An 18,084-nucleotide genomic window follows, 5' to 3' on the forward strand; every position below is an offset into this window, starting at 1 on the left:
GAGGACGGGGTTAGCCTGGTCGGGTGCCCTTCCCCCGTCATCGTCTGCCGTTCGTCGCGCTCGCGATCGGCGCGGCCCTGATGCTGTCGTCGTGCGCGGGGACGGTGTCCGTTCCCGCTGCCGACGGCGCCGATGACCCGCTCTGCGCGGAGGTGACCGTCCGCCTGCCCGCCGAGGTCGACGGACAGGAGCGCCGGTGGACCGACGCGCAGGCGACCGGCGCGTGGGGCACGCCGACCTCCGTCATCCTCACCTGCGGCGTGGAACCCCCGGGACCGACCGAGGCGCGGTGCATCACGATCGGCGGAGTGGACTGGATCGTCGACGAGAGCGATCCGCCCCGCTATCTCATCCGCAGCTATGGACGCACACCCGCGGTCGAGGTCTACGCCGACAACAGCGTCGTCTCCCCCAACGAGGTGCTGTCCACCCTCGGACCGATCGTGTCGCAGCTCCCCCGCGAATCCGAGTGCACCTCGACCGAGACGCTGCTGGACTGACGCCGCTCGACGGCGATCGCCGAACGGGCGCGGATGCCGCTCAGCGGCGTTCCCGCGCGGTGTCGACGAGCTCGCCGATGAGCTCGGGGTAGCTCATTCCCGAGGCGATCCAGCACTTGGGGAACATCGAGATCGGGGTGAACCCCGGCATGGTGTTCAGCTCGTTGACATAGAGACCGTCGGCAGCGAGGAAGAAGTCCACGCGCGCGAGCCCGCGTCCGCCGACCGCCTCGAAGGCCCGCACCCCGAGTTCCTGGACGGCACGGATCTCGTCGTCCTCCAGCGCGGCGGGGCACACGACCTCGGCTCCGTCGCCGCCGAGGTACTTGCCCTCGAAGTCGTAGAACTCCCTCGTGGTCAAGACGATCTCGCCAGGCAGCGACGCCCGCGGCGCCGCGCCGCGACGCCCCTCGAGGATCGCCACCTCGATCTCCCGCCCCACGATGGCCACCTCGATGAGCACCTTGTCGTCCTCGGCGAAGGCCTTCTGCAGCGCGGACGCCAGCTCGGCGTCATCCGCGACCTTCGACACCCCGACGCTCGACCCCGCCCGTGCGGGCTTGACGAAGACGGGATAGCCCAGCGTCGCGGCCTCGGCGCGCACCGTCTGCTCCTCGCGTTCCCACCGTGCCGGGGTCACGGTCGCCCACGGCGCCACCGGGATGCCCGCGGCCTGCAGCACGATCTTCATGAAGTGCTTGTCCATGCACAGCGCCGAATCCAGCACCCCGCCGCCCGCGTAGGGGAGGTCGAGCGTGTCGAGGAAGCCCTGCACCGTGCCGTCCTCGCCGTGGACGCCGTGGAGGATCGGCAGGACGACGTCGACGCCACCGAGATCGTCGACGGTGTCGTCGGAGCGACGGACCCGAAGACGCCGCTCGCCGCCTGCCTCAGGCCACAGGACGCGCGTGCCGTTGTCGACGACCTCGGGAAGACGCTCGGCGTCCAGGGCGAAACGATCGGGATCATCCGTCTCGAGGACGAACGCCCCCGACCGGGTGATCCCGACGGGAATCACCCGGTAGCGGTCACGGTCGATCGCCCGCAGCACTCCCCCCGCCGTGGCGGAGCTGATCGAGTGCTCGCTGGATCGACCGCCAAACAGCACCACCACCGCGGGCTTGTCCATTCCTGGTCCTCTCCCCTTGGGGTTCGTCATCGTCATCGGTCGTCAGGTGCGGTGCGATCTCGCGGGGATCCATCGTGCCGTCCAGCACCCGCTTGACCTGTTCCACGATCGGCATGTCCACATCCGCCTCGCGGGCGAGCTGGAGGATCGGCGCGACCGAGGCCAGACCCTCCGCGGTCTGCTCCATCTGCTTCACCACGTCCTGGAAGCTGTACCCCTGACCCAGCAGCCGTCCGGCGGTGTTGTTCCGGCTGAGCGGCGACTGGCAGGTGGCGATGAGGTCGCCCAGGCCTGCCAGTCCCTGCAGCGTCTCGGGGTGCGCGCCCTGGGCAACGGCGAAGTCGGTCATCTCCACCAGGCCGCGCGTGATGATCGACGCCTTGGTGTTCTCGCCGTATCCGACGCCGTCCACGATCCCGATCGCGACGGCGATGAGGTTCTTCAGCACCCCGCCGAACTCCGTGCCGATGACGTCGGTGTTCACGAACGACCGGAAGTAGCCGTTGCGTGCCCGCCGGGCGACGGCGTCGGCGGTCTCCTGGCTGAGTGAGGAGATCACGGCGGCCGTCGGCTGCTCGCGGGCGATCTCGAGGGCCAGATTGGGTCCGGATGCCACGGCGATGCGGGCCGGGTCGCAGTGCAGCTCCTGCTGGATCACCTGGCTCATCCGCAGCCCGGTCCGCCGCTCGACGCCCTTCATGAGCGAGACCACGGGCGCGTCGCTGGACGAGACCAGCGGGCGCACCGCCTTGAGGTTCTCGCGCAGCGCCTGGCTCGGCACCGAGAGGAAGATCTGCTCGGCACCGTCCAGCGCCTCGGAGAGGTGCGGAGTGGCCATCATGGCGCGCGGCAGATTGATGCCGGGGAGGTACTGGCTGTTGCGCTTGGCCTCGTTGATCTCGTGGGCCAGCTCGGGTCGCCGGGCCCACATCATGACGTTCGCACCGCCGTCGGCGAGGATCTTCCCGAACGTGGTGCCCCAGCTCCCGGCACCCACGACCGCGACCCGCGGACGATCGGCGTCGTGCCTACGGCTCAAGACGCCCCGTCTCCTTCTGCCCGTGCGCGGACGGGTTCCATCTCTCCGCAGGCGCGGGCGCGCCCCGCAGGCCCGAGAGCAGTTCGGCGATCCGCCCCATCAGCACGTCGGTCGCCGCGACGAGGGTCGACGGCTGCATCTGGGTGGCGGAGGAGGCCGAGAGGTCCACCGGCGGGCCGAAGACGACGCGCACACGGCGCCGGAGCGGCCAGAGGCGGAGCTTGCCGTACCGCGGGAGGATCTCCTGCGCTCCCCAATGAGCCACCGGGATGAGCGGGATGCCGCCGGCCAGAGCCAGGCGCACAGCACCGGTCTTCCCCCGCATCGGCCACATGTCGGGGTCGCGGGTGAGGGAGCCCTCGGGGTAGACGATCACGCCTCGACCGTGCTCGACGAGCATGCGGGAGCTCTCGATGGTCTGACGCGCACCGCCGGCCGACGAGGAGCGGGCGACGGGGACCATTCCGGTCGCCCGGAGGACGGCACCGAACACCGGAACCCGGAACAGGCTCTCCTTCGCCATGAACCGGGGGGCCCGCCCCATCCGCCACACCGCGACCGCGACGACCAGCGGATCGATCTCGCTGCAGTGATTGGGGGCGAGCACGTACGCGCCCTCACGCGGAAGGTTCTCGCCGCCCTCGACCTCGATGCGGGCGAGCAGTCCCATCGCGGGGACGATGAGGGCGGCGAGCGGCCAGAAGACGCTCGGACGTCGCTTCTCGTCGGCGCCGGAGCCCGGGGCCTTCGGGTTCGGAGTGCTCACCGGGTCACCCGATGACGCGGAAGTCGGCGCCGAGGGCGTCGAGCTTGGCGAAGAACTTCTCGTAGCCCCGTCGGATGATTCCGACGTTGCGCACCGTCGATTCGCCCTCCGCCGCCAGGGCCGCGATCACGTAGCTGTATCCGCCGCGAAGGTCGGGCACCACGACGTCGGCGCCGTGCAGCGGAGTGGGACCGTTGATGACGGCGGCCTGCTCGAGGGCGCGACGCGGGACGCGTCGTCCCGGCATGTCCAGCCCCTGCGCGTGCACCTGGATGTCGGCGCCCATCTTGTTCAGCGCCGCGGTGAACCCCAGCCGGTTCTCGTACACCGTCTCGTGGACGACGGACTGCCCTTCGGCCTGCGTCAGGGCGACGATGAGGGGCTGCTGCCAATCCGTCATGAACCCCGGGTGGACATCCGTCTCGACCATGACCGGCCGGAGGGCTTCGCCACGGCGGAACCGGATGCCGTCCTCGCGGACGTCGAAGGATCCGCCCGCCTTGCGGAAGACGTTCAGGAACGTGAGCATCTCCTGCTGCCGGGCGCCGGAGACGAAGATGTCACCGTCCGTGGCCAGAGCCGCGCACGCCCACGACGCGGCCTCGTTGCGGTCGAAGATGCACCGGTGGTCGTAGCCGCTGAGGTTCGGGACCCCCTCGATGAGGATGACGCGGTTGGGCTCGTAGGAGATGATCGCGCCCATCTTCTGCAGCACGGCGATCAGATCCATGATCTCCGGCTCGATCGCGGCATTGCGCAACTCGGTGACGCCGCGAGCGCGGACCGCCGTGAGGAGCACCTGCTCCGTCGCTCCCACACTCGGATAGGGCAGCTCGATGTTGGCCCCGTGCAGTCCGTCGGGGGCTGACAGACGGATTCCGCTGGGCAGCTTCTCCACGACGGCGCCGAAATTGCGGAGCGCGTCGAGGTGGAAGTTGATAGGTCGATCTCCGATGCGGCAGCCGCCGAGGTCGGGGATGAACGCCTGTCCGAGCAGGTGCAGAAGCGGACCGCAGAAGAGGATCGGGATGCGGGACGCGCCGGCGTGGGCGTCGATCTCCTCCATGTGGGCGGACACCGCTTCACGGGGGTCGAAATGCAGGGTGCCGGGCTCCTCGCCGTCATCCACGCGCACGCCGTGCGCTTCGAGGAGGGACCGGACGACCTTCACGTCGCTGATGTCGGGCACATCGCGAAGGACGCTCACACTGTCACCGAGGAGAGCTGCGACCATCGCCTTGGTGGCGAGGTTCTTGGCCCCCTTCACGTCGACCCGTCCGCGCAGCGGCCGTCCGCCGCGGATGCTGAGGATCTCTCCGGTCGCTTCGGTCACGGCGATCTCCTGCTCCCCCGTGGGGGATCCCGCATCGCTGAGAAGGGTCTTCATCCGGTCGTCCTCACTTAGGTGTCATCGAGGGTGTGGCGAGGGCTGAACGGCGTCGTGAGCCGTCATCCCGGCTTACCGGACGGGAAGTGTCCGTGGGCGCCACGCCTCCCGGCGGGCCTCGAACTGCGCGATCTGATCTGCGCTGCGCAGCGTGAGCCCGATGTCATCGAGCCCCTCGAGAAGCCGCCACCTAGTGTAATCGTCGATCTCGAAAGGCACCTGGAGGGGCGCGGCGCCGCCCTCGGCGGGGTCGACGAGGATCGCGACGCGCTCGACGAGGTCGACGGTCATCGTCAGCCCCGGCCGCGCGTCGACGGCCTCCCAGATGCGGTGCAGGTCGTCCTCGGAGATCGCCGCCGTCAGCAGACCCTGCTTCCCCGCGTTGCCGCGGAAGATGTCGGCGAACTTCGGGCTGAGGATCACGGAGAACCCGAAGTCGCGCAGCGCCCAGACGGCGTGCTCACGGCTGGAGCCGGTGCCGAAGTCGGGTCCGGCCACCAGGATCGAGGCCCCCTGGAACGCCGGCTGATTCAGCACGAAGTCGGGGTCCTGCCGCCAGCTGGCGAAGAGCGCGTCTTCGAAGCCGGTCTTGGTGACGCGCTTGAGGTACACCGCGGGGATGATCTGGTCGGTGTCGACCGCAGAGCGCTTCAGCGGCGCGACGATGCCGGTGTGGGTCGTGAACTTCTCCATGTCAGGCCTCCGCCCCGGTCAGGGTGTCGAGGCTCGGCGAGTCGAGCCCGCCGTCCGCGTCGTCCAGGTCGCTCGGGCTGGAGAGGGTTCCGCGTACCGCGGTGGCGGCGGCCACCAGCGGTGAGACGAGGTGGGTTCGTCCCCCCTTCCCCTGCCGGCCCTCGAAATTGCGGTTCGAGGTCGAGGCGCAGCGTTCGCCGGGAGCGAGCTGGTCGGGGTTCATCCCGAGGCACATCGAACATCCCGCGAAGCGCCATTCCGCGCCGAACGCGGTGAAGATCTCGTGAAGCCCCTCGGCTTCGGCCTCCAGCCGCACGCGCGCCGAGCCCGGGACCACCATCACCCGGACCCCGTCGGCCTTCTTCCGACCCTTCACGATCGACGCGAAGGCGCGCAGGTCCTCGATGCGGCTGTTCGTGCACGATCCCATGAAGACCGCATCGACCGGCACGTCCTTGAGACGCGTGCCGGGCTCGAGCGCCATGTACTCCAGCGCGCGCTCGGCCGCGGCGCGCTCATTCGGATCGACGAAATCGTCGGGTGAGGGCACGACGTCCGACAGCGATACTCCCTGGCCGGGATTGGTGCCCCAGGTCACGAAGGGCTCGAGGGCATCCGCGTCGAGGAACACCTCGGCGTCGTAGACCGCGCCCTCGTCGCTGGGGAGCGTCCTCCAGTAGGCGACCGCGTCCTCCCAGTCACGGCCCTGCGGCGCGTGGGGCTTGTCTTTGACGTACGCGAAGGTCGTCTCGTCGGGCGCGACCATCCCCGCGCGAGCCCCCGCTTCGATGGACATGTTGCAGATCGTCATCCGCCCCTCCATCGACAGCGACCGGATCGCCGACCCGCGATACTCCAGCACGTATCCCTGGCCGCCGTTGGTGCCGATCTTGGCGATGACCGCGAGGATGATGTCCTTCGCGGTCACCCCGGGCTTGAGCTCGCCCTCGACGGTGATCGCCATCGTCTTGAAGGGCTTCAGCGGCAGGGTCTGCGTGGCCAGGACGTGCTCGACCTCGCTCGTGCCGATCCCGAAGGCCATCGCACCGAAGGCGCCGTGGGTGGAGGTGTGCGAATCTCCGCAGACGACCGTGATCCCGGGCATGGTGAGACCCAGCTGCGGACCCACGACGTGGACGATCCCCTGCTCCTTGTCGCCGAGGGAGTGGAGCCTGACCCCGAACTCCTCGGCGTTGCGACGCAGCGTGTCGATCTGGGTGCGGCTGGTGAGGTCGGCGATCGGCTTGTCGATGTCGAGGGTCGGGGTGTTGTGGTCCTCGGTGGCGATCGTGAGATCCCGTCGGCGGACGGGGCGCCCCTCGGCGCGGAGACCGTCGAACGCCTGCGGGCTGGTGACCTCGTGAACCAGGTGCAGATCGATGTAGATCAGATCCGGCTCGCCGTTCTGTCCCTTGACCACGACGTGGTCCTCCCACACCTTCTCGGCGAGGGTACGGGGGCGATCGGGGATCGTGACGCCATCGGCGGGCGACGTGTCGATATCGGACGTGCTCATTGCGTTCTCCTCGGGAAGGGGATCAAGCCCGCGACGAACTCCGCGACGAGAGAGGCCTGGTTACGAGGTCTCGCCGCGGCCGCTAAGGAGAAGGCGAGCGATCCGCACCGGGTCAGAGTACCACCGGGTGCCGCGCACGCGGTCAACGTCCGTCATCGCCCGTGGCTGAGCCGTCCCCTCCGGCGTGCGGTCCCCTCTCCTCGGCCACCGCCGCCGCCGCGGCTTCCGCCGGCGTCCGCCCCGAACCATCGGGGAGGTCGGCGGCGGGCCGGTCCGCGGCATCGGCGGTGGTGACCGGTACGCCCTCGCGACGGGCGGCGATGAGGCTCGCCACGGTCGCCACCGTCATCGCTGCGACGATCACGCCCAGCGACACCCACGTCGAGATGTCCGGTGCCCACTCGACGTGCTCGCCGCCGTTGATGAAAGGCAGCTCGTTCTCGTGCAGGGCGTGGAGGAAGAGCTTCACGCCGATGAAGGCGAGGATGAAGGCGATGCCGTAGTGCAGGTACTTCAGGCGGTCCAGAAGACCGCCGAGAAGGAAGTAGAGCTGGCGCAGCCCCATCAGCGCGAACAGGTTCGCGGTGAACACGATGAACGGGCTCTGGGTGATGCCGAAGATCGCCGGGATCGAGTCGATCGCGAACACCAGATCGGTGAAGCCGATCGCGACGAAGACGAGGATCATCGGGGTGAAGATCTTCTTGCCGTCGACGACGGTGCGCAGCTTCGAGCCGTCGTACCCGTCGCTGATGTCGATGAAGCGGCGCAGGAAGCGCACGATGCCCGTTTCGGCCTGCGCATCGTCGTCGTGCTTGCCCGGGAAGGCCTGCCGCCACGCGGTGTAGACCAGGAAGAGGCCGAAGACGTAGAAGATCCAGCTCAGATTCTCGATCAGCACGGCGCCGAGCATGATGAAGATCGCACGCAGGATCAGCGCGATGATGATGCCCACCATCAGGACCTCCTGCTGATATCGGCGGGGCACCGAGAATTGGCTCATCAGCAGGACGAAGACGAAGAGATTGTCGACCGAGAGGCTGTACTCCGTCAGCCACCCCGCGACGAACTCGCCCATCGCGTCCCCCGAGCCGGTGACCAGCAGCAGCACGACGGCGAACACCAGGGCGAGGGCGACATAGAACACCACCCACAGCGTCGCTTCCCTCATCGAGGGGATGTGAGGGCGCTTGAGGATGATGAGCAGATCCGCGAGGAGAATCAGCGACAGCACGATCAGCGCGGTGATCGCGAACCACGTCGGAATCTCATAGGTCATGGGCCTCCACGATACTCGCCGGGCCGGGGGCCTCCGAGCGGGTCGCGAGATCGCCGGTGAGACGATCGGGGCGGGCACGACACTCATCAGGTGAGAGACAATGCGGATGCCGCGCAGCGGCGGAATGGGGAACGGTGACCGAGCAGACGGATGCGGCGCTCGTCGCACGGGCCGCGGGCGGGAGTGAGCTCGCCTTCCGGTCGCTTTACCGCGCGTACGTGCGGCCGGTGTACTGGGTCGCCCACGGACTGCTCCACGACGTCTCGGATGCCGAGGACGTCACCCAGGAGACCTTCCTCGTGGCGTGGCGGAAGCTCCCGTCGCTGCAGCTCGCAGGCGAGTCCCTGCTCCCGTGGCTGGTGACCGTCTGCCGACTGCAGGCGGCGAACCGGATGCGGCGGCAGCGCCGTGACCGGACCCGAGAGGTGCACGGCGACCTGGACGAGACCCTGCCTTCGACGGTCGACGTCGAGCAGCAGATCGTCGATGCCGATCTGGTGGAGCGCATCCTCGCCGAGGTCGACACCTTGAGCGAGCTCGACCGGGAGATCTTCCGGCTGTGCGCGGCGGAGGGATACGGCTACCAGGCGGCCGCCGACCAGCTCGGCGTCGGCCACGGCGTCGTCCGCAATCGTCTCTCCCGCATCCGCACCCGCGTGCGGACCGCCCTGAAGGAGAGCACATGAACACCGTCCAGCGCACCCCGCTCCCCGACCTCGGCGAGGAACGGATCAACCGTATCGAGCGGGATCTGTTCACCGGGATCGACGCCGAGCGATCAGTCCGCCGGCGTCGCCGGCGCACCGGCTGGATCACCGCCGGCGCGGCGGCCGCCGTGATCGTCGTGGCCGCGGCGATCGCCCCGACTGTCGGAGGGCTCGTCTCCCCCACGGTGTCGAACGAATCCGCCGTCGCGCCCGCCGGCGGCGATGCGGCCACGCTGCCGCTCGACCAGGGCGCGCTCCAGGAGGAGAGCGGCGCAGCCGACGACCTCGGAGCCGCCGGAGGCGAGGCGGCGGCGCAGGCGCCGGCGGAACGCGACATCGTCACGACCGCTTCGGCGAGCATCGTCGTCGACGATGTCCCGGCGGCCGCGGAGGACATCGGAGCGGCAGCCATCGCGCTCGGCGGGTACGTGCAGTCGCAGTCGATCGGTCAGAGCGGCGCGCCGATCCCCATCGAACCGGGGATCGGCGGACCGGACGTGTCGTATCCGACCCCCTTCGATGTCCGGTCCGGGTGGGTCACCGTGCGCATCCCGGCCGACGATCTGTCGCCCTTCGTCTCGGGGCTCGCCGAGATCGGCGAGGTGACCCAGTCCTCGATCGACCGGCAGGACGTCACGGAGCAGACCGTCGATCTCCGTGCCCGCGTCGAGGCGACGCAGGCATCGGTCGACCGACTGGAAGAGCTCCTCGCACAGGCGGGCGACCTCGGTGACCTCATCGCGGCGGAAAGCGCGCTCGCCGAACGCCAGGCGACCCTGGAGTCGTATCAGCAGCAGCTGGAGTCGCTCGAGGGCCAGGTGGAGCTCTCGACGGTCTCGGTGTCGCTGTCGCCGCGCGTGGAGCAGGTCACCGCCGACCCGGCGGGTTTCACCGACGGTCTCCTCGCCGGGTGGAACGGTCTCATCGCCACGCTGAACGGCATCGTCATCGCGTTCGGGTTCCTCCTGCCCTGGCTCGCCGTGCTCGGCGCGGTGGCCTTCATCGTCTGGGTGATCGTGCGCGTGCGCCGGGCGCGCCGCACCGCCGCACCGGCACCGGACGGAGACGCTGACAGCGCCCGATAGCGCCTCGGCACCGCGAACAAGCCCTGGTGATGGGGGTCACCAGGGCTTGTTCGCGCCGACAGCGGTGGCGGCCGGAGCGTGTCAGGCTGCGACGGGGACCGCCGTGCTCACGGGAGCCACGACCGTCGTCTCCCGCTTGTGAACCCACTTCTTCAGCGCGATGACGGCGAAGGCCGACACCAGGACACCGGCGAGGATCGAGACGAGGAAGCCCCAGACGGGCTGGATCGCGAAGAAGACGAAGATGCCGCCGTGCGGGGCGAGCGAGGACACCCCGATCGCCATGCTCAGGCCGCCGGTCACCGCACCGCCCAGCATCGACGCCGGGATGACGCGGAAGAGGTCCGCTGCGGCGAAGGGGATCGCACCCTCGGAGATGAACGCGGCACCCAGCAGCCAGGCCGCCTTGCCGTTCTCCCGCTCGACGGGGGTGAAGAGGTTGCGCGCCAGCACCGTCGACGCGAGCGCCATCGCCAGCGGCGGCACCATCCCGGCCGCCATCACGGCCGCCATGATGAGGTAGGGCGAGGAGAACGGCTGCGACGCCGTGGCGGCTGCGAGGCCGGTGGTGGCGAAGGTGTAGGCGACCTTGTTGACGGGCCCTCCGAGGTCGAAGCACATCATCAGACCGAGGATGACCCCGAGGATGACCGCTGATGCGCCGTTGAGGCTGTTGAGCCAGTCGGTCAGCCAGGTCATCAGCTGCGCGATGGGCCGGCCGAGGAAGAGGATCATGAGTCCGGAGGCGACGACCGATCCGACGAGCGGGATGATGACCACCGGCATGAGCCCGCGCAGCCAGCGAGGGGCGGGCAGACGCCCGAGCCACCAGGCGATGAATCCGGCCAGCAGGCCGCCGATGAGCCCGCCGATGAACCCCGCGCTCATCAGGACGGCGACCGCGCCCGCCACGAAGCCGGGAGCGATGCCCGGCCGGTCGGCGATGGCGAAGGCGATGAACCCGGCCAGCACCGGGACGAGGAAGCCCATCGAGGTCGCTCCGATCATGAAGGCGACCGAGCCGAGGTACTGTCCGAGACCGCCGGCGGGCAGATCCCACAGGGAGTTCTGCACGATGACGTTCGCGGCATCGTCGGTCACCTGGTACCCGCCCAGGAGGAACCCCAGCGCGATCAGCAGACCGCCGCCCGCGACGAAGGGGATCATGTAGCTCACACCGGTGAGGAGCCAGCGCTTGATGCGGGCGCCGACCGATTCCTGGACAGCGGTGGAGTTCACCGCTGCTGCCGTTGCCGAGCCGCCGACCCTGTCGGCGCGCGGATCGGATGCCGCGGCGACCGCTTCGGCGATGAGCTTCTCCGGCTGCTCGATGCCGCGCTTGACGCTGGTGCGCACGACGGGCTTGCCTGCGAAACGCTGGGGCTCGCGGACGTCGACGTCGACGGCGAAGATGACGGCGTCGGCATCGCGGATGATCTCGGCGGCGAGCGCCCGATAGCCGCTCGAGCCCTGGGGTTCGACGACGAGGTCGACCCCCGCCTTCTCCCCCGCCGCCGTCAGGGCGTCTGCGGCCATGAAGGTGTGGGCGATCCCCGTCGCGCAGGCCGTCACGGCGACGATGCGGGGCCGGGTGCCGTCGGTCGCGGCGACCGGCGCAGGTGCCACGGCCGCGGACATCGAGGTCGCGCGCGTTTCGCCGATCGCCTCTCGGACGATCGCGACGACCTCGTCGTCGCTGCCGGCCGCGCGCAGTCCCGCAGTGAAGTCGTCGTCCATGAGGCTGCGGGCGAGCTTGGACAGCACGGCGAGGTGGTCCTCGGCGGCCTCGGCGGGCGCGGCGATGAGGAACACCAGATCGGCGGGTCCGTCATCGGCACCGAAGTCGACGCCGGGCCGCAGCCGGGCGAAGGCCAGCGATGGGCGGGTGACGGCGGCGCTCTTGGCATGCGGGATCGCGATGCCGCCGGGCAGGCCCGTCTCGTCCTTCTGCTCGCGAGCCCAGGCGTCCGAGAACAGCGCTTCCGCGTCGGTGGCCCGGCCCTCTGCGACGACACGGTCGGCGAGGGCACGGATGACCGCGGACTTGTCGGGTCCGAGCCCGACATCCAGGCTCACAAGGCCGGGGGTGATGGTGTGCGACGCCGGTGTAGACATCTTCGAGACCTCCTCTGGTCTGCTCACGGGGCGATGCCCGCAGGGATGGTGCGCTCGGCGACGAGCGCGACGGCTCGAACCTCCCCGGTGGGGAGGTCGGCGGGAGTGGGGATCTGGGTGCCGGGGAGTGACGCCGCGGCAGCGCCGTAGCGGACCGCGCGCTCGAGGCGTTCGGCGGGGCCGGCGCCGGCGACCGCCGCGATCACGTATCCGGCGAGGGAGCTGTCCCCCGCACCGACGGTGCTCACCGCCCGGATCGACGGGGGTGCGGCGTACCACGCGCCACCCTCGGTCAGAAGCACCGCGCCGAGGGATCCCAGCGTCACCAGCGCCGAGCCCACCGAGCCGGCAACGAGGCCGGCCCCGACGCGGACGACCTCGGCGACGAGCTCGGCGGCGTCGGGGGGCGAACCTCCGAGTGCGCCGCCGAGACCGGCCAGCTGCGCGAGTTCCTCGTCGTTGGGCTTGATGAGATCGGGGCGACTCCGCTCGACGACGACGGCGAGGGCTGCACCTGAGGTGTCGACCGCGATGCGCGGCGCGTCGGGAGCCTCGCGCACGGCGTCGATGACATCGGCGTAGAAGTCGTCGCCGACACCCGGTGGCACGGAGCCTGCCAACACCAGCCAGCGGGCACCTCGGCTGGCCGCGACGGTGTCGGCGATCACCGCGCGGCGGTCGGCGATGGTCAGACGAGCCCCCGGCAGATTGATCTTGGTCGTCGTCCCCGCGGGATCCGTCAGTGCGATGTTGGCGCGGACGCGACCGGCCACGGCGGTCGAGCGGGTGGGCACACCCGTCTCACGGAGCAGATCGGCGTACGGGTCGTGCGGATTCAAAGGCACGAGCGCCACGGTGGGCACTCCCGCGGCGACGATCGCGCGCGAGACGTTGACCCCCTTCCCCCCGGCGTCCTCGCGGACGGACACGGCCTGCTGCACCTCACCGGGCCGCAGGGTGGAGTCCAGCGCGACGGTGCGATCCAGCGACGGGTGCGCGGTGAGCGTGACGATCATGCGGTCCACACCTCCACGTCGGCGCTCTCGAGCGCATCGCCGAGATCTGCGGGTGGCCTGGTCTCGGTGACGAGGACGTCGATGTCCTCGAGCCCCGCGAACCGCACCAGGTACTCCGCGCCGACCTTGCTGGTGTCGGCGAGGACGATGACCCGCCGCGCAGCGGTCACGACGGCCCGCTTGACCGCCGCCTCCTCGGGGTCGGGCGTGCTGAGTCCGAAGGCGGCCGAGATCCCGTTCGTGCCGATGACCGCGACGTCGGGGCGAAGCTGAGCGATGGCCTCGACCGCTGCCGAGCCGACGGCGGCCGCCGTCAGACCCCGCACCCTCCCGCCGATGAGGGTGAGGGGCAGATCCGCGCGGGCTCCGAGCTCGAAGGCGATGGGAACGGCGTGGGTGACCAGCTCGAGCCGTGCGGCACCGTCGACGGGGGTGCGGACGGCGAGCTCCCGAGCGAACGCCGCCGTCGTCGTTCCCGCGTCGATGAAGATAGATCCGCCGAGGCCGGCCAGCGCTTCGGCTGCGCGAACGGCGATGCGCGCTTTCTCGTCGCCGTGCACCGCGCCTCGGTCGGCGACAGCGGTCTCGCTGGTTCCGCCGCGTGATGCGGCGACCGCGCCGCCGTGAACCCGACGCAGCGCGCCCGCGCGCTCCAGCGCGTCGAGGTCGCGTCGCACGGTTTCCGTGGTCACCCCGAAGTCACGCGCGAGGTCGACGACGGATACACGACCCGCCGTCAGCAGCTGCCGCTCGATCGCGTCCTGTCGCTCCGTCGCGTACATACATCCTCTTCCTCAAGGTTTCCCACAGATTACAACATGAAGCAACACGCAACAACAGCAATCGGGCAATATCCCACATCATCGACCTCCAGCCCCGGCAGGGTCGACGAGGACGCCCGAGTAGGGTCGTGAAGACCAACCGTCGGCAGACCCGCCACGAAGGAACCGCCGTGCCCTCCATCCCCTCCCCACCCGAGCCGCTCCTCGACGGTCGCTACCGCCTGGGAGACCTCGTCGGCGAGGGCGGGATGGCGCGGGTGTATCGCGCAGAGGACGTCCTCCTCGGGCGCACGGTGGCCGTCAAGGTCCTGCGCCCGGGGGTGGAGGGATCGGCTTCGCCCGAGCGCGCACGGGCCGAAGTCGCGGCTCTGGCCGCCCTGAACCATCCGGCCCTGGTGATGCTTCTGGACGCGAGCCTGGAACCGGGCAAGCCCGAATACCTCGTCATGGAGTTCGTGGAGGGGCAGACGCTCGCCCGGACGCTGTCGGCCGGCCCACTCCCCCCGACCGAAGTGGCGGCACTCGCCGCCGAACTCGCCGAGGCCCTGCACGTGGTCCACGGAGGCGGTGTCGTGCACCGCGATCTCAAACCCGCCAACATCCTGGTCACACCCTCTCCCCTGCCCCATCGCCGGTTCCGTGCCAAGCTGGCGGACTTCGGCATCGCCTACCTGCTCGACAGCGCGCGGATCACCACACCCGGCACCGTGATCGGCACCGCGTCCTACCTGGCCCCTGAGCAGGTGCGTGGTGCCGCCCCCGCCCCACCAGCCGACATCTACGCGCTGGGATTGGTGCTGCTCGAGGCGCTGACCGGCACGCGGGCATTCCCTGCCGCGTCCGCAGCCGAGGCGGCACTGGCACGCTTGGGGGCACCGCCTCTCATCCCTGCGGACGTGGGGCCGGGATGGCGGGCGCTCCTGGAGCGCATGACGGATCTCGATCCCGCCCGCAGGCCCGCAGCGCTGGAGGTCGCCGTGGCGACGGCGGGACTCACCGGCAGCACGCCGGTCGAGATGGCGACCGCCGTTCTCCCGGCAACCGGGCGCGGTGAGGAGCCGACGGCGGTCCTCGCTCCTGCTCCTCCCGCCGGCGCGGCCTCCTCCACCCGACGTCGCCGCGCCCCGGTCGTCTGGGGAGCCGTCGCGGCGGGCGCGGCACTGATCCTGGGACTGGGGACGTGGGCCGCCGTCAGCGCCAGCACCGCGGAGCCCGGACCGGCGGCGCCGGTGCCGGCGACGACCGACCCGAGTGAGAGCCCTGCCCCTGCGACGACGACCTCCGACCCCGGGGTGGACCCGGCGGTGGAGCAGCCCGCCGATCCCGCCCCGCCGGCCGACGAGCAGACACAGCGCGACGCGGAGAAGGCCCAGCGAGAGGCCGAGAAGGAAGCAGAGAAAGCACGCAGGGAGGCCGAGAAGGAAGCAGAACGCGCACGCGAGGATGCCGAGGAGGGCGACGGCGACGGCTGACGCGTGGCCCGGAACGCACGAAAGCCCCCGGCGAACCGGAGGCTTTCGTGCTGTTGGTGACCCCAGCGGGATTCGAACCCGCGTTACCGCCGTGAGAGGGCGGCGTACTAGGCCGCTATACGATGGGGCCGTCAGGCAACCGTTCGATTATGCCATGGCCTCGCGGTCGCGAACAAATCGGCCCGTGCTCGGCGAACGCCGCTTGCCGACGCCGCCGCGCACAGGTTGACTCGGGTCATGCGAGTCACCAAGCACGAACACGCCGCGCTCACCCTCGAAGACTCCGGCTCGACGCTGGTGATCGATCCCGGCGCCTTCACCGACCCCCTCTACGACCTGCGCGATGTCGCAGGGATCGTGCTGACGCACGAGCACCCTGACCACTGGACGGCCGATCATCTCGACCGCATCCTGAAGATGTCGCCGGGCACCCCCATCTACGGTCCGCCGGGCGTCGCCGCGGCGGCCGCGGGCTTCGACGTGATCGCGGTGAATCCCGGCGACAGACTGGAGCTCGGTCCGTTCCGCCTCCGGTTCTTCGGCGGCCAGCACGCGGTCATCCACTCCTCCCTCCCGGTCGTCGACAACGTCGGGGTCCTCGTCAACGACGTCTTCTACTACCCCGGCGACTCGTACACCGTTCCCGGGGGCGTGGACGTGCAGGTGCTGGCCGCACCCTTGGGTGCCCCCTGGCTGAAGATCGGCGAGGCGATCGACTTCGTGCTCGCGGTGAAACCTCGGCAGGCCTTCGGGACCCATGACATGACCCTGTCGATCCTCGGGCGGGACATGCACCGTGGGCGACTGCGCTGGGCGACCGAGCAGAACGGCGGCGAGTTCCTCGATCTCGACCCCGGGGAGTCGATCGAGGTCTGATCCGTTCGACCGGAAACGACGAAACCCCCGATTGATCGGGGGTTTTCGTCTTGCTGGGGTACCTGGACTCGAACCAAGAACAACTGAACCAGAATCAGCCGTGTTGCCAATTACACCATACCCCAATGGCCTCAGCCGAAGCCGTGCCGAGGGTCGAGTCTAGTAGACCTCGGACTGCTCGCCAAACCGAGAGTGGATGCCGCGGCTCATCGGCCGAGGTGGGCGACGAGCCGGCCCAGCCGACGCACCGATTCGGCCTTCCCGAGGAGCTCCATCGATTCGAACAGCGGCGGGGAGACGCGACGCCCGGTGATGGCGACGCGGGGCGGACCGTACGCCACTCGGGGCTTCAGCCCGAGCTCTTCGACGAGGGCGCGCGCGAGGGCGTCCTGCACGGCCGCCGCGGTCCACTCCCCCGCCGGCACGAGCTCGAGGGCACCGACGCTGGCGACGAGCACCTCGGTGGCATTCGCCGGGAGACCCGCCACCGCGTCGGCGTCGTAGTCCGGCTCGTCGACGAAAAGGAAGCCGAGCATGCCCGGGACATCGCCGAGCAGCTGCAGCCGCTCCTGCACCAGAGGAGCGGCCTCCCACAGCAGCGCCGCCTGATCGTCCGAGGGCGGGTCTGCGATGACGCCCGCAGCGGCGAGGTAGGGCACGATGCGACCGGCGAAGTCGCCGGGTTCCAGCATCCTGATGTGATCGCCGTTGATCGACTCCGCCTTCCTCTGATCGAAGCGCGCGGGGTTGGGATTGACGTCGGCGATGTCGAAGGCCGCGACCAGCTCGTCCAGACTGAACACGTCACGGTCGGGGGCGATCGACCAGCCGAGCAGGGCGAGGTAGTTCAGAAGCCCCTCGGGGATGAAGCCCTTCTCCCGCTGGAGGAAGAGATCGGCGCGAGGATCGCGCTTGGAGAGCTTCTTGGTCCCGTCGCCCAGCACGAGCGGCATGTGGCCGAAGCGCGGGATGAAGGTCGTCACCCCCGCATCCATGAGCGCGCGGTACAGAGCGAGCTGGCGGGCAGTGGACGGCATGAGGTCTTCGCCGCGGAGCACATGGGTGATCCCCATCAGCGCATCGTCGACGGGGTTGACGAAGGTGTAGAGCGGAACGCCGCCGGCACGCACGATGACGAAGTCGGGGAACGACCCCGCGGGGAAGGTCACCTCACCGCGGATGAGATCGATGTAGGTGAGGTCCTCGTCCGGCACTCGCAGGCGCCAGGCCGGCTCGCGGCCTTCGGCGCGGTAGGCGGCCTTCTGCTCCTCGGTGAGGTCACGGTCGAAATTGTCGTAACCGAGCTGCTTGGCGCGGCCTGACGCTTCGTTGCGGGCGTCGATCTCCTCGGCGGTGGAGAAGCTCTCGTACACCGCGCCGGACGCGATGAGCTTCTCCAGGACGCCGCGGTAGATCTCGTGCCGCTGCGACTGACGGTAGGGCGCGTGGGGGCCGCCCACCTCGACGCCCTCGTCCCAGTCGATCCGCAGCCACTGGAGCGCCTCGAGGAGCTGCAGATAGCTCTCCTCGCTGTCGCGCGCCGCGTCGGTGTCCTCGATGCGGAACACCATGGTGCCGCCGTGGTGTCGTGCGTAGGCCCAGTTGAACAGGGCGGTGCGCACGAGTCCGACGTGCGGCAGACCTGTCGGCGAGGGGCAGAACCGGACGCGGACGTCGGAACCGGTGGCGGTCGTGGTGCGGGGATCGGGCGTGGCAGGCATC

At 69.9% G+C, this 18,084-nt stretch carries 16 protein-coding genes and 2 tRNA genes; 5 read left to right on the forward strand and 13 right to left on the reverse strand.

Features of this window, described 5'->3' with window-relative positions:
• The first annotated feature begins 23 nt into the window (after positions 1-23).
• On the forward strand, positions 24-500 hold the full coding sequence (locus tag FBY40_RS11450; protein WP_235014824.1) for a DUF3515 family protein: 477 nt from the start codon (positions 24-26) through the stop codon (positions 498-500).
• Positions 501-540: 40 nt separating this feature from the next.
• Here the strand turns inward: FBY40_RS11450 and FBY40_RS11455 are convergent, their stop codons facing one another.
• From FBY40_RS11455 to FBY40_RS11485, 7 genes are all read right to left on the reverse strand, one after another.
• The gene (locus tag FBY40_RS11455) at positions 541-1,629 is read right to left on the reverse strand and encodes a D-alanine--D-alanine ligase family protein (RefSeq protein ID WP_141938805.1); all 1,089 of its coding nucleotides are present in this window, start codon (positions 1,627-1,629) and stop codon (positions 541-543) included.
• Positions 1,529-2,668 (reverse strand): NAD(P)H-dependent glycerol-3-phosphate dehydrogenase, encoded by a 1,140-nt coding sequence (locus FBY40_RS11460; RefSeq protein WP_141938807.1) that lies wholly within the window; start codon positions 2,666-2,668, stop codon positions 1,529-1,531. The genes FBY40_RS11455 and FBY40_RS11460 overlap by 101 nt, the downstream gene beginning before the upstream one ends.
• Entirely contained in the window at positions 2,658-3,434 is a 777-nt protein-coding gene (locus tag FBY40_RS11465; RefSeq protein WP_235014826.1) for a lysophospholipid acyltransferase family protein, read from the reverse strand. Before FBY40_RS11465 ends, FBY40_RS11460 begins: the two co-directional genes overlap by 11 nt.
• A 4-nt stretch (positions 3,435-3,438) precedes the next feature.
• Positions 3,439-4,821 carry a UDP-N-acetylglucosamine 1-carboxyvinyltransferase gene (gene murA / locus FBY40_RS11470; protein ID WP_141938810.1) on the reverse strand — a complete coding sequence of 461 codons (1,383 nt, stop codon included), beginning with the start codon at positions 4,819-4,821 and terminating at the stop codon, positions 3,439-3,441.
• A gap of 72 nt (positions 4,822-4,893) precedes the next feature.
• A complete protein-coding gene (gene leuD / locus FBY40_RS11475) occupies positions 4,894-5,514 on the reverse strand; it encodes a 3-isopropylmalate dehydratase small subunit (RefSeq protein ID WP_141938812.1) in 621 nt (206 codons plus the stop codon).
• 1 nt (position 5,515) lies between these two features.
• Positions 5,516-7,030, reverse strand: coding sequence for a 3-isopropylmalate dehydratase large subunit (gene leuC, locus FBY40_RS11480; protein ID WP_141938814.1), 1,515 nt, complete (start codon positions 7,028-7,030; stop codon positions 5,516-5,518).
• 142 nt (positions 7,031-7,172) lie between these two features.
• Entirely contained in the window at positions 7,173-8,309 is a 1,137-nt protein-coding gene (locus FBY40_RS11485) for a TerC/Alx family metal homeostasis membrane protein (protein ID WP_141938817.1), read from the reverse strand.
• A gap of 134 nt (positions 8,310-8,443) precedes the next feature.
• Here FBY40_RS11485 and FBY40_RS11490 point away from each other — a divergent pair, with 134 nt between their 5' ends.
• Both FBY40_RS11490 and FBY40_RS11495 read left to right on the forward strand, forming a co-directional pair.
• Positions 8,444-8,995: an RNA polymerase sigma factor gene (locus tag FBY40_RS11490; protein WP_141938818.1), complete on the forward strand. Its 552-nt coding sequence runs from the start codon at positions 8,444-8,446 to the stop codon at positions 8,993-8,995.
• Positions 8,992-10,101, forward strand: coding sequence for a DUF4349 domain-containing protein (locus tag FBY40_RS11495; RefSeq protein WP_141938820.1), 1,110 nt, complete (start codon positions 8,992-8,994; stop codon positions 10,099-10,101). Before FBY40_RS11490 ends, FBY40_RS11495 begins: the two co-directional genes overlap by 4 nt.
• Before the next feature lie 81 nt (positions 10,102-10,182).
• Here the strand turns inward: FBY40_RS11495 and FBY40_RS11500 are convergent, their stop codons facing one another.
• Genes FBY40_RS11500 through FBY40_RS11510 form a run of 3 tightly spaced genes read right to left on the reverse strand, consistent with a single transcriptional unit; the run spans position 10,183 to position 14,014 of the window.
• On the reverse strand, positions 10,183-12,216 hold the full coding sequence (locus FBY40_RS11500; RefSeq protein ID WP_141940153.1) for a PTS fructose transporter subunit IIABC: 2,034 nt from the start codon (positions 12,214-12,216) through the stop codon (positions 10,183-10,185).
• Positions 12,217-12,239: 23 nt separating this feature from the next.
• A complete protein-coding gene (locus tag FBY40_RS11505) occupies positions 12,240-13,232 on the reverse strand; it encodes a 1-phosphofructokinase family hexose kinase (protein WP_141938822.1) in 993 nt (330 codons plus the stop codon).
• Positions 13,229-14,014 carry a DeoR/GlpR family DNA-binding transcription regulator gene (locus tag FBY40_RS11510; RefSeq protein WP_141938824.1) on the reverse strand — a complete coding sequence of 262 codons (786 nt, stop codon included), beginning with the start codon at positions 14,012-14,014 and terminating at the stop codon, positions 13,229-13,231. The genes FBY40_RS11505 and FBY40_RS11510 overlap by 4 nt, the downstream gene beginning before the upstream one ends.
• Positions 14,015-14,184: 170 nt before the next feature.
• Between FBY40_RS11510 and FBY40_RS11515 the strand changes: the two genes are divergently transcribed.
• Entirely contained in the window at positions 14,185-15,486 is a 1,302-nt protein-coding gene (locus FBY40_RS11515; protein ID WP_235014828.1) for a serine/threonine-protein kinase, read from the forward strand.
• A gap of 54 nt (positions 15,487-15,540) precedes the next feature.
• Here FBY40_RS11515 and FBY40_RS11520 read toward each other — a convergent pair.
• A tRNA-Glu gene (locus FBY40_RS11520) sits at positions 15,541-15,616 on the reverse strand.
• Between the two features lie 107 nt (positions 15,617-15,723).
• On the opposite strand from FBY40_RS11520, the gene FBY40_RS11525 reads away from it, so the two are divergent.
• Entirely contained in the window at positions 15,724-16,362 is a 639-nt protein-coding gene (locus FBY40_RS11525; protein WP_141938826.1) for an MBL fold metallo-hydrolase, read from the forward strand.
• 53 nt (positions 16,363-16,415) lie between these two features.
• Here FBY40_RS11525 and FBY40_RS11530 read toward each other — a convergent pair.
• Together FBY40_RS11530 and gltX are read right to left on the reverse strand one after the other, a co-directional pair.
• Positions 16,416-16,487 (reverse strand) — tRNA-Gln (locus FBY40_RS11530).
• A gap of 81 nt (positions 16,488-16,568) precedes the next feature.
• Positions 16,569-18,083 (reverse strand): glutamate--tRNA ligase, encoded by a 1,515-nt coding sequence (gltX, locus tag FBY40_RS11535; protein WP_141938828.1) that lies wholly within the window; start codon positions 18,081-18,083, stop codon positions 16,569-16,571.
• Position 18,084 lies beyond the last annotated feature (1 nt).

The organism is Microbacterium sp. SLBN-154 (assembly GCF_006715565.1).
Classification (GTDB): domain Bacteria; phylum Actinomycetota; class Actinomycetes; order Actinomycetales; family Microbacteriaceae; genus Microbacterium.